Source organism: Devosia sp., assembly GCF_034675085.1.
Taxonomy (GTDB): Bacteria; Pseudomonadota; Alphaproteobacteria; order Rhizobiales; family Devosiaceae; genus Devosia.
Window position 1 is genome coordinate 1 of sequence record NZ_JAUCDN010000082.1, and the last position, 11,498, is coordinate 11,498.

At 64.9% G+C, this 11,498-nt stretch carries 13 protein-coding genes and 1 tRNA gene; 11 read left to right on the forward strand and 3 right to left on the reverse strand.

Annotated features, from left to right (window positions below; all coding sequences use genetic code 11):
- Window positions 1–372: helix-turn-helix domain-containing protein (locus VDP82_RS07180; protein WP_323014169.1), on the reverse strand; the 372-nt coding region annotated here is incomplete at its 3' end.
- Between the two features lie 141 nt (window positions 373–513).
- Here VDP82_RS07180 and VDP82_RS07185 point away from each other — a divergent pair.
- From VDP82_RS07185 to VDP82_RS07235, 11 genes are all read left to right on the forward strand, one after another.
- Window positions 514–948, forward strand: coding sequence for a DUF2948 family protein (locus VDP82_RS07185; protein WP_323014170.1), 435 nt, complete (start codon window positions 514–516; stop codon window positions 946–948).
- A 9-nt stretch (window positions 949–957) separates the two neighbouring features.
- On the forward strand, window positions 958–2,250 hold the full coding sequence (gene hisD / locus VDP82_RS07190) for a histidinol dehydrogenase (protein ID WP_323014171.1): 1,293 nt from the start codon (window positions 958–960) through the stop codon (window positions 2,248–2,250).
- Window positions 2,247–3,200: a UPF0262 family protein gene (locus tag VDP82_RS07195; protein ID WP_323014172.1), complete on the forward strand. Its 954-nt coding sequence runs from the start codon at window positions 2,247–2,249 to the stop codon at window positions 3,198–3,200. Before hisD ends, VDP82_RS07195 begins: the two co-directional genes overlap by 4 nt.
- Window positions 3,201–3,397: 197 nt before the next feature.
- Window positions 3,398–3,616: a translation initiation factor IF-1 gene (gene infA, locus VDP82_RS07200; protein ID WP_323014173.1), complete on the forward strand. Its 219-nt coding sequence runs from the start codon at window positions 3,398–3,400 to the stop codon at window positions 3,614–3,616.
- Between the two features lie 10 nt (window positions 3,617–3,626).
- Window positions 3,627–4,265 carry a Maf-like protein gene (locus VDP82_RS07205; RefSeq protein WP_323014174.1) on the forward strand — a complete coding sequence of 213 codons (639 nt, stop codon included), beginning with the start codon at window positions 3,627–3,629 and terminating at the stop codon, window positions 4,263–4,265.
- Window positions 4,266–4,270: 5 nt separating this feature from the next.
- Window positions 4,271–4,462, forward strand: a complete 192-nt coding sequence (gene yacG / locus VDP82_RS07210; RefSeq protein ID WP_323014175.1) for a DNA gyrase inhibitor YacG — start codon at window positions 4,271–4,273, stop codon at window positions 4,460–4,462.
- A gap of 113 nt (window positions 4,463–4,575) precedes the next feature.
- Window positions 4,576–4,651: transfer RNA gene (locus VDP82_RS07215), tRNA-Phe, on the forward strand.
- Between the two features lie 220 nt (window positions 4,652–4,871).
- Window positions 4,872–7,499, forward strand: coding sequence for a peptidoglycan-binding domain-containing protein (locus VDP82_RS07220; protein ID WP_323014176.1), 2,628 nt, complete (start codon window positions 4,872–4,874; stop codon window positions 7,497–7,499).
- A 253-nt stretch (window positions 7,500–7,752) separates the two neighbouring features.
- Window positions 7,753–8,658 (forward strand): Bug family tripartite tricarboxylate transporter substrate binding protein, encoded by a 906-nt coding sequence (locus tag VDP82_RS07225; RefSeq protein WP_416347088.1) that lies wholly within the window; start codon window positions 7,753–7,755, stop codon window positions 8,656–8,658.
- Window positions 8,655–9,140 (forward strand): tripartite tricarboxylate transporter TctB family protein, encoded by a 486-nt coding sequence (locus VDP82_RS07230; protein ID WP_323014178.1) that lies wholly within the window; start codon window positions 8,655–8,657, stop codon window positions 9,138–9,140. Before VDP82_RS07225 ends, VDP82_RS07230 begins: the two co-directional genes overlap by 4 nt.
- Window positions 9,141–9,155: 15 nt before the next feature.
- A complete protein-coding gene (locus VDP82_RS07235) occupies window positions 9,156–10,703 on the forward strand; it encodes a tripartite tricarboxylate transporter permease (protein WP_323014179.1) in 1,548 nt (515 codons plus the stop codon).
- Window positions 10,704–10,832: 129 nt separating this feature from the next.
- On the opposite strand, the gene VDP82_RS07240 is transcribed toward VDP82_RS07235, so the two are convergent.
- The gene (locus VDP82_RS07240; protein ID WP_323014180.1) at window positions 10,833–11,003 is read right to left on the reverse strand and encodes a hypothetical protein; all 171 of its coding nucleotides are present in this window, start codon (window positions 11,001–11,003) and stop codon (window positions 10,833–10,835) included.
- 145 nt (window positions 11,004–11,148) lie between these two features.
- Window positions 11,149–11,448 carry a hypothetical protein gene (locus VDP82_RS07245; RefSeq protein WP_323014181.1) on the reverse strand — a complete coding sequence of 100 codons (300 nt, stop codon included), beginning with the start codon at window positions 11,446–11,448 and terminating at the stop codon, window positions 11,149–11,151.
- Window positions 11,449–11,498: the final 50 nt, after the last annotated feature.

The window sequence follows — 11,498 nt, forward strand, 5'->3', positions numbered from 1 at the left end:
GCCGGGAAAATTCATCGCCTCGCGCAGGATGAGCTGCGGAATCGCCACCGTCTCGGGGTCCATCAGCAAATGCCCCAGCCGCACCATCAGGCCGGTGATGGGGATGCGCGGATTGCCCTTGTAATGTTCCAGCTCGGAAAGGGCGGACGCCGCCAGCGGCGCCACCGCGCGCTGCACGATACCTTCGAGCAGGGCCTCCTTGGAGGGGAAATACAGATAAACCAGTCCCTTGGACACGCCGGCGCGCCGGGCGATCTCCTCGACCTTGGCGGCCGAAAAGCCCTTGTCCACGAACACGGCCAGCGCCGCGTCCAGCACTTCGTCCGGGCGCGCATCGGCGCGGCGGCGGAATTTTCTGACGGTCTTGTTCATACGGCCGATAATAACTGACCGGTCAGTTATTATCAAGAAACTTGTCGCCCCCATCCCGCCATTGCTCCCCCGCCCGCAAACTTGTAGATCGGGATCGGCGTGCCCGGATTGGGGGCGTCTCACCTCGCAGGGGCAGACCGTATGACCGATCTCAAGCTCATCGCGCTTGATAGCGAAGACCTCGAAGTCCTCTCCGCCCATGTGCAGGATGCGGTGGTGCGCGTCCCCGATATGGCCTATGCCCGCGCCGACCGCCGCTTTGCGCTGCTGATGAACCGCTTCGATTGGGAATCGGGCAGGGGCCGGCGCGAAAAAGGCCTGCGCAAGCGCGCCGCCCTGCATTTCGACGGGGTGCAGTCGGTCGCCACCCATGGCTTTGATCCCGCTGCTCCCGAAGGCGTGCTCGAATTGCTCGCCATCACCTTTTCTCCCATCGATGGGCCGGCCGGCATCATCGAGTTGAGCTTTGCCGGCGGCGGTACGCTGCGGTTGGGCGTCGAATGCCTTGAGGCGCGCCTGACCGATCTGGGCGCGGCCTGGGCCGCCGGTGCGCGCCCCAGCCATGATCTGGACTGAGGATTATCCATGCCCATTCGCCTAGACAGTGCCCAGGCCGATTTCGAGCTGGCTTTCCAGCGCCTGCTCGACGGCAAGCGCGAGTCCAGCCAGGACGTCAACGATGCCGTCGCCGCCATCATTGCCGATGTGCGCGCGCGCGGTGACGCCGCCGTGCTCGAATTGACCAATAAGTTCGACCGCACCGATTTTTCCATTGCCGATCTGCGCGTCACGCCTGCCGAGATCGAGGCCGCTGCCGCCGCCGTGCCCGAGCATGTGCGGGCGGCGCTGCAAACCGCGCATGACCGCATCCGCGCCCATCACGAAAAGCAGCTCCCGTCCGATCATATCTATCAGGACCATCTGGGCGTTACCCTGGGCACGCGCTGGACGCCGGTCGACGCGGTGGGCATTTACGTGCCGGGAGGGCTCGCCTCCTATCCCTCCTCGGTGCTGATGAATGCCGTGCCCGCCCGCGTGGCCGGGGTGGAACGCATCGCCATGGTCGTGCCCACGCCCGATGGCGTCATCAATCCCGCCATCCTGCTCGCCGCCCGCATTGCCGGCGTCACTGAAATCTATCGCATCGGCGGCGCCCAGGCCGTGGCCGCGCTGGCCTATGGCACCGCCACCATTGCCCGCGTCGACAAGGTCGTGGGCCCGGGCAATGCCTATGTCGCCACCGCCAAGCGCCAGGTCTTCGGGCAGGTGGGCATCGATATGATCGCCGGGCCCTCCGAAGTGCTGGTCATTGCCGATGGCTCGGCCAATCCCGCCTGGGTGGCGGCCGACCTCATCGCCCAGGCCGAGCACGGGGCAGGGGCCCAATCCATCCTCGTCACCACCGAAAAGGGACTGGCCGACGCCGTCGAGGCCGAGATGGACCGCCAGCTGGGCCTGCTGCCCAAGCAGGCGATCGCGCGCGAAGGCTGGAATGAGTTCGGCGCCGTCATCACCGTTGCGTCGCTGGCCGAGGCGGCTGGCCTTGCCAATCGCATCGCCTCCGAGCATGTGGAACTGGCGCTGGACGACCCGCAGGCGCTGCTGGGCGCCATCCGCCATGCCGGCGCGATCTTTCTCGGCCACCACACCCCCGAGGCCATTGGCGATTATGTAGGCGGCTCCAATCACGTGCTGCCCACGGCGCGCTCGGCGCGCTTCGCCTCCGGGCTCGGCGTGCTCGATTTCCTCAAGCGCACCTCGATCCTGGGCTGCGACCCGGCATCGCTGGCCGCGCTCAGCCAGGCGGCGGTTACCCTGGCCGAGGTCGAGGCGCTGGACGGGCATGGCCGGTCCATTTCCATAAGGCTCAACCATTGAGCATTTCGATGGAAAGCCAGGCGCGTCCAAAGGGCACGGACCGCCTGGTCACCGTCACGCTCGACCCCAACACCATCACCTCGATCAATCCCGACGAGGTGCATGAATGGCGCATCGCCATTTATGACCTGTTGGAGGAAAATACCTTCCGTCCCGCCCGTGTGAAGGCCACCGGGCCCTTCGCGCTGCACGTCTCCATCATCGGCAATTCCATCGTGCTCGATGTGCGCCATCCCGAGACCTTCCAGCCCATTGCTGCCCATTATCTCTCGCTCACTCCCTTCCGGCGCCTCATTCGCGATTACTTCCGCATCCGCGACGCCTATTACGAGGCCATCCGCTCGGCCCAGCCCTTCCAGATCGAAACCGTCGACATGGCAAGGCGCGGCATGCACAACGAGGCGGCCGAGCTTTTGCGCACTCGCCTCACCAACAAGATCATCATCGATCTCAACACCGCCCGGCGCCTCTTCACCCTCATCTGCGCCGTTCAGCCCTATGCCAGCCGCATCGACGAGAGCAAAAGCGAGTTGCCCAGCGTGCTGTTCGTGTGCTCGATGAATTCGGTGCGCTCGCCCATGGCCGCCGCGCTGGCCCGCCAGGCGTTTCCGGGCCGCATCATCGCCCGCTCGGTGGGCGTCAATGGCGGCATGGCCGACCGGTTCGTCCATGAGGTCATGGAAGAGATCGGCATTGATATGAGCGTGCATACCCCCCATATCCTGGACGAGCTGGTCGCCAACCGCTTCGATCTGGTCATCAACCTTTCCGAGGATGCGCCCGAGGCCGTGGCCCGCAAGGGGCTGGAGGCTGGCGCCATCGAAAACTGGCAGGTGGACGATCCCTCCCTGGTCGAGGGCAATCGCGAGGCGGTGCTCAATGCCTATCGCGACCTGCGCGACAATCTGCGGCGCCGGGTGCGCGAACGTCTGGAGCCTCTGGTTTCATAGGCGCTTCCGGCAAAAGAGTGAGCCGCTTTCGCGCTTGGCAGGCGTGGCGAACCGGTGGCTTCCGCCATCCCGCCGGTCCATGAAGCGGGACGCGGTGGAAGAGGTTCACAAAGCCTTTGTTTTGAAGTAGGTTCCGCCCAATTTGCGACCCCCCGGGCCGGCAGGGCCATGCCCCATGGGTCATTTCAGGAGACAGTATGGCGAAGGAAGAAGTGCTCGAATTTCCGGGCGTGGTGGTTGAATTGCTTCCCAATGCGACCTTCCGGGTCAAGTTGGAGAACGATCATGAGATCATCGCCCACACCGCAGGCCGCATGCGCAAGAACCGCATCCGCGTGCTGGCGGGCGACAAGGTGTTGTGCGAAATGACACCCTATGACCTGACCAAGGGTCGCATCACCTACCGCTTCAAGTGAGCACGAGCCCATGGCCCGCCGCCCGGATCTGATCCTGGCCTCCGCATCGCCGCGCCGGCTCGCTCTGCTCAACCAGATCGGCATCGAGCCTGAGCATCTGGTTCCGGCCCATGTCGATGAAACGCCCGAAAAGGGCGAATTGCCGCGCAAGCTTGCCAGCCGCCTCGCCGATCTCAAGGCGCTGACCGCCCAGCACAAAGCGCGCTCCGCCGGTTTCGGCCAGGGCGCCCTGGTGCTCGCCGCCGATACGGTGGTGGCCGTGGGCCGGCGCATCCTGCCCAAGGCCGAGACCATGGAAGAGGCCAGCGATTGCCTGCGCCTGCTCTCGGGCCGGGCCCATCGCGTCTATACCGGGCTCACCCTACTGACCCCCGCCGGCCTCAAGCGCCAGCGCCTGGTGGAAACCCGCATCCGCTTCAAGCGCCTCTCCACCCGCGAGATGGAGGCCTATCTGGCCAGCGCCGAATGGCAGGGCAAGGCCGGCGGCTACGCCATCCAGGGCATTGCCGGCGCCTTCGTGGTCAAGCTTTCCGGCTCCTATAGCGGGGTTGTCGGCCTGCCGCTGCTCGAAACCGCCCAGCTTCTGGCCGGCGAGGGCTATCCGGTGCATTTCAACTGGTTGAACCAGGCGAGCCTTTCGGGCGTTTGACAGCCATGGAAAAACCCTGTCCCATCTGCGGCAAGCCAAGCGTCGAGACGTTTCGCCCCTTCTGTTCCAAACGCTGCGCCGATGTCGATCTCAACCGCTGGCTCTCGGGCGGCTATGTCATTCCCGCCCGCGATGACGAGCCGGTGGACGATGGGGATGCCGGCATTCCCGAGGACGACGACGGGCTCGACCCCTGATTTTTTCGGGGTCCACAAACTCCTTTTCCACATACGCTTTTCCCGCTTGCACGGACAAAACCCATCCCCTATAAGGCCGATGGCTTTCAGCCGGGCGGTCCTTCCGCCCGCTTGCCCGGGTAGCTCAGTTGGTAGAGCAGCGGATTGAAAATCCGCGTGTCACTGGTTCGATTCCGGTCCCGGGCACCATTTCCCCCTCATATTCGGCATTCTCGCCTCCAGAGCGCTCCGTCTTGCCCGCCTATAAGGCTTGGCGATGGAGGATGTCCGGCACCTGCCCCTCGCGACGCGCCGGCCCATGGCCGCGCTGGAATGAGCCAGTGCGCCAAAAATGGGTTACACGGCTCCGGTAGGGTCTCTTGACGGGCTGTGGGTGGCATGCATTCTGCCTGCAACTGGCGAGGGAACCATGAAATCTATCGGGCTGGCATTTGTATTTCTGGCGGCATTGGGCGGCTCCGCCCAGTCTAGCGACGCTTCGTTTCTGATGAACGCTCCGATTGCCGGGGCGCTCCCCCCGCTTTACCGGCAGGCGGAACCGGCCAATGTGGTCCGCGTGGCGCAGAACAGCCCGATCTACGACATGATGAGCAAGCAGGAGCGCAGAACTCTTCAGCGCGCCCTGGCCGATCTGGGCTTTTACCAAGGGAGTGTCGACGGCGATTTCGGTCAGGGATCCTGGGCGGCCGCGGCCAGCTTTCAGGGCAGCATCGGCGCCCAGCGCACCGGGATCCTGTCCGCCGACCAGATCCAGCAACTCAAGGCCGCCGCTGGAGAAGTCGGGGCGGCCAGTCCTGCCCCCGCGCCGGTGAGCCTGGGGTTTGCCGGCTTGCCCACCCTCGAGGGCGCCGTGCTTCTTGCCTCCGGCACCAATTCCGCCTTGGGCAATGTGCTCGGCGATGGCAGTTATCGGGCTTATCAGAGCAATTGGGACCGTTTCGGCAGGGTGTTGATCCTGGCCTCCGATCCGACCCTGCTCGAGGATCCGCGGATGACGTCCTTCTTCGTGCCGCTATTGGATATCGACGAAGTCGAGCCCTTCATTTCCCCATTCCATGCCCAGCGTTTCCGCGAGAGTGGCATGTATTATCAATCCGGGACGGACTGGCGCGGCGACAACCAGTTCGCGCAGGAGGATTCGCGCACCGCCTTTCTGGCCAAATTCCGCGATAAGCTGCTGGCCCAGCTGCCGAGCTTCCCGCTCAAGGTCGCCATGGTGCGCAGCATAAACTACGGTCGTTATGCAGATGGCGAGCTGGGAATCGAGATCAGCAGCACGACTGTCTTTCCCCACTATTCGGGCCATGGCCTTGAAGCGCCCGAGCCCTTCCGGCAGCCGACCAAATGGGCGCTGGATATGGACGCGGCGCGCACGATTATCGAGACACCGACCTCGCTGGAATATGATTTTCCCGTCGCCGTCACCCAGGCGGTGATTTCCGGCGCCCGCCGTGACGGCAACCGCACGGTGCTGGACATCACCGCGCAGAGCATCAGCGTTTATTCCTCGGTTCTGATGCAAAACAAGATCGGCGAGATTCCCCTGCCTGGGGCTGCCGTCAAGAGCGCCCTCCAGACCCCACACGCCTTTGACGGGCCGTTCCCGCTCGATCCGGTCTATGTCCGCATGTTGCTGGCGCGGGAGCGCCCCGAATTCGCCGACACCGATTCCTTCCGCCACCAGACTTTCGAGATGCGGCTCGCCGCCGAACGCAATATCCGCTCCAGCAACCGCGTTCCCCCGTTTTCCTGGCCCTCGCTGCTGCCGCCTTCTCTGGTGGGTGGCAAGGGTGCGCCCAATGCCGATGACGTGATGGCGCTGGACAGCTGGTTCGGCGCGGTCAAGGAGAAGATTTCGGATACGGCCATGCTGACCGACCTGTGCTGGTTCGACGTTGAAACCGAGTGCCAGCTGCATGATCGGCGTCCGCAGGGCAGCACGCAGCTGCTTTTGGGCAATCTGGTCGAAACCGCCATTTCCAAGTGGAAATATGGCTGGCACGGCTTGCCCGATGGCGCCAGGGAAGTCACGCTCGAAACCTTCCCCGACAGCAGCGTCGTCCTGCCTTTCGGCGTTGGTGGCGATGTGGGCGGCATGATGGTGCTCAAGGCCCATCCGGCCTGGTACGGCATTCCCCTGCCCGAAGGGACTATCGGCAATGCGGCGCTCGAAGTGCGGATCACCCGCCAGCGCATTCTGGGCACCCAGAGCGGCGTCGGCTTCTTCGCCGTCGAGATCGAGCCGGTTGCCTTCCATTATCAGTCCGCCGGCCAATGGCACGATATCGCCATTCCGGCGCATGATCCGGGCGCCCAGGCTCAGGCCGGCGGCGTCTATGACATTCTCGGCGTGCGCCTGGGCATGCCCAAGGCCGAAGCCGAGGCGATCATCGCATCCACCTTCGAGGGCAGGCGGGTCAAGCAGTCCGAGATCGTCAATGCAAACAATCTGCGCGATGCCGATCCCACCCTGGCGCATTCGGTGCTGTTTCTCAGCCCGCCCTACGAGTTTGAATCGGTTCCCGACGATCTGGGCATTCCCGAGGATATCGGGGCTGAGGCCATCAAGCTCTACTACGACACGACCCAGCCCGATCAGCCCGTGATCGCCATCGGCCGGATCCTGCGCTACGGCGAGCGGCAATATTCCAATGCCGATGAGAAGGTGGCCGGCCAACCCATCATGGACGGCTTAATCGGCAAATACGATACGCCCGCGCGCATCCAGGAGTTCCACGACTATTACGATGCCACCGTCTGGGCGGCGGACGAAGCCACGCGCGTGCGTATTGCCTCGGGCGACGAGCGTTGCGATGTGGACAGCATATTCTCCCGAACCGACGAGAATATCGGCCGCATCTATTCGGGCAATATCACTGCTTCCTGCGGCGAGATGCTCAATGTCTGGTTCATGAACGGAAAGATGGCGCTGTTCCTCGTCAACACCACCCAGATTCTCGAACTGCAAAAGGTTCATGCCGCAAACGCCGCCGCCGAGGCCGAAGCCAAGCCCTCCGCACCGGCGATCAAGTTCTGATCCAGCGATGGGCCGCGCCCCGCGTGGCCCATCGCTGCTTCCCCGGCGCCTGTTGCATTCGCCGCCTCGCGGGTGCAGTCTTTGGCCGTTTCCCCCACGAAACCAAAGTCGCACGGCCCCGGGGCCCTGCTGACAGGACGGTGACAGGGACGGCTTCTATTCTCCCTGTCACGAACGCGACATGAGACGTTCTGATTTTTCAAGGGAGGACTTCGTGAACAAGCTGCTTCTGGCTGCGCTGATTTCGGGCGCTATGGCTGTTCCCGCTTTTTCGGCTGATTACACCATCATGGCGCCGGCCAATCCCGGCGGCGGCTGGGATCAGACCGCGCGCTCCATGCAGGAGGCGCTTCAGGCCGAGGGCATTTCGGGCAATGTGCAGGTCACCAATGTCGGCGGCGCCGGCGGCACCATCGGCCTGGCCCAGTTCGTCAATCAGGAAACGGGCAATCCCAGCGCCCTCATCGTTGGTGGCTACGTCATGGTGGGCGCCATCCTCACCAACCAGTCGCCGGTGACGCTGGCCAATGTCACCCCCATCGCCCGCCTCACCGGCGAGGCCGTTGCCGTGGTGGTGCCCGCCGCGTCCGACATCCAGACCATGGATGATCTGGTGGCCAAGCTGAAGGCCAATCCGGGCGCCGTCGCCTGGGCCGGCGGTTCGGCTGGCGGCGCCGACCACATCACGGCCGGCCTCATCGCCAAGGCCGTGGGTGTCGATCCCACCCAGGTCAACTATATCGCCTATGCGGGCGGCGGCGAGGCCCTGGCCGCGCTTCTGGGCAATCAGGTGACCGTTGGCATTTCCGGGATCAGCGAATTCGCCTCCCAGATCGAGACCGGCGAATTGCGCCTGCTCGCTGTGTCCAGCGACGAGCGCGTGCCGGGCGTCGATGGCCCCACCCTGATGGAAGCCGGCGTCGATGTCGCCCTGCAGAACTGGCGCATGATCGCCGCTGCCCCGGGCATCACCGACGAGCAGAAGGCCGCGATCTCCTCCGATATCGAGAAGATGGCCAAGTCGGCCACCTGGCAGTCGATCCTGGCCAGCAAGGGCTGGGTCGATACCTACCTGGCCGGTGACGCTTTCGACGCGCAGCTTGCCGCCGATATCGCCGCCACCGAGGCCATCCTGAAAGATATTGGCCTGGTGCAATGAGTTCGGGTCAATCCAACCTCTCGCGCCGCCCCGATGGGGCGGCGCTTGTCATCGCGGCGATCCTGGCCGTCATCGCTCTCGTCATCATCTGGCAGACCAGCCAGATGCGCGTCTCCCCGGTGCAGGCGCGGGTCGGGCCAACGGTTTTCCCCTATGTCATCGCCGTGGGCCTGCTGGCGCTTTCGGTCGGCACCGTGGTTTCGGCGCTGCGCCGGGGCTTTCCCGAGCGCTCTGACGACGCCATCGCGCCCATATTGTGGATCGTCGGTGGCCTGCTCGCCCAGATCTTCCTTTTGTCCTGGGCCGGCTTTTCCATCGCCACGGGAGTGCTGTTCGGCTGCACCGCCATGGGGTTCGGGCGCGGTCCGTTGTGGAAGACCATTCCCGTCGGGGCGGTCTTTGCCTTCATCGTCTGGTTCATTTTCGCCAGGGGCCTGCAACTCTCGTTGCCCGCCGGTCCCTTCGAGCGCCTGTTTTATTAAGGAGAGGGCGCAGCAATGGACACATTCTCGCTTCTCGGCCAGGGCCTTATCGCCGCTCTGCAATGGCAGAACCTGATCTACGCGCTGATCGGGGTCACCCTGGGCACGGCAGTGGGCGTCCTGCCCGGCATCGGCCCGGCGCTTACCGTGGCGCTGCTTCTGCCCGTCACCTACAAGCTCGATCCGGCCGGCTCGCTCATCATGTTCGCCGGCATTTATTACGGCGGCATGTATGGTGGCTCCACCACCTCCATCCTGCTCAATACGCCCGGTGAAAGCGCCTCCATCGTCACTGCGCTCGAAGGCAACAAGATGGCCCGGCAGGGCAGGGGCGGACCGGCGCTGGCCACCGCCGCCATCGGCTCCTTCATCGCCGGCCTCATCGCCACTTTGGCCCTGGCCTTCGTTGCCCCCTGGGTGGTCAAGTTCGCGCTGGCCTTCGGCCCGGCCGAATATTTCGCCCTCATGGTGCTGGCCTTCATCACCGTCTCGGCGGCCTTCGGGGATTCCGCCCTGCGTGGGCTCACCGCGCTCTTTATCGGGCTGGGGCTGGGCCTGATCGGCATCGACCTGCAAACCGGCCAGGCGCGCCTTTCCTTCGGCATTCCCGACCTGCTCGACGGCATCGAGGTGACGACGCTCGCCGTGGCGCTCTTCGCTATCGGGGAAACCCTCAAGATTGCCTCCGACAAGGCGGCGGTCAATGAGGAGGTGCTGGCGGTCAAGGGCTCGGTGTGGATGACGCGCGAGGACTGGAAGCGAAGCTGGATTCCCTGGCTGCGCGGCACCGCCATCGGCTTTCCCATCGGCGCCATGCCGGCGGGCGGGGCCGATGTGGCCAGTTTCCTATCCTATTCGGCGGAAAAGACCTTCGCCAAAAAGCCCGAGGAATTCGGCACCGGCGCCATCGAGGGCGTGGCCGGTCCCGAGGCGGCCAACAATGCCTCTGCTGCTGGCACGCTGGTGCCGCTCCTGACGCTGGGCCTGCCCACCACCGCCACCGCCGCCATCATGCTGGCGGGTTTCCAGCAATTCGGCCTCCAGCCCGGCCCCTTGCTGTTCACCAACAATGCCGCTTTGGTCTGGGCGCTGATCGCCAGCCTGCTGGTGGCCAATTTCATGCTCATCGTGCTCAACCTGCCCCTGATCGGGCTGTGGGTGCGGTTGCTCACCATCCCGCGTCCGTGGCTTTACGGCGGCATTCTGGTGTTCGCCACGCTCGGTACGCTGGGGGCCAATGGCGCCATGTCGGGGCAGTTGGGGCCGATCCGCTTCTCCTTCGAATTGCTGCTGCTGCTCGGCTTCGGCATTCTGGGTTATCTGCTGCGCCGGTTCGGCTATCCCATCGCGCCGGTGGTGGTGGGGCTCATTCTGGGTCCCATGGCCGAGCAGCAATTGCGCCGGGCGCTGGCCATCAGCCAGGGCGATGCGCTCATCCTGTTCCAGTCGCCCATCGCCATCACGCTTTACGTGCTGGCCGCCGCTGCCGTGCTGTTTCCGCTCTGGATGCGCCTGCGCGGGCGCGGCGAGGTGCTGGGACAACTGGCCAGCGACGAGGATTGACCGAGCCTTGAACGAACAAAGCCCGGAGGCTCCGTGCAGGAGCGTCCGGGCTTTTTCTCGATCCATCGGGGTTGGCCGATGCGGGTCACAGGGAGGGGGCAGCGCCCCGCACCGGGTCAGTCGGGAGACTTACGACCGGCCGATGGACCGGAAGGCGTCGGCGTCGATGCCGAGGGTCTTGAGGTGCTTGGCCTTGGGCGCGCGGCCCCCTTCGATCGCGGACGCGACGGCAGCGGCGCTGCCGAAAACATCGATGGCGTTACCAAGGGTCGCAAACAGAGATTTGCGGGCGGTGCTCATGGCTTTTTCCTCTCTTTGACCCGGCCGGATTGCCGGGCGCCTTCATGACCATGAAGATGGGCCTCCCTCCGGCAGTCTTGAAGACCCAATTCGGTCAAGCCAGCCATGCGCCAGGGGCACGAGTCCTCTTGCCGATCCAGCGCCCTCACCGCTTCGGCGCCACGATTTCGCTCCAGCTGTCCAGGAACCGCTTGCGCTTCTGCTGGTCCAGCGACACCAGCAGCGCCGGGCCCAGCGGAATGGGCTGGATGACGCCGCGCCCGCGCGCCGCGATCGCCTCGCTGGTCCATTCCCCCTGCGCCCCGGGGATCACCGAGCCCAGCGCCGTGCCGCCGGCGGCGATCGATTGCCCGGCGGGCGACAGCGCGAAATCGATGAAGCTGCGCGCCAGTTCCGGCTGGCCGGCATCGCGCGGAATGAGCATGGCGCGGGTCAGCACCAGCACCTAGTCGTCCGGCACCCCGATTCCGATATTGGCCCCGGCCGCCTTGCGGG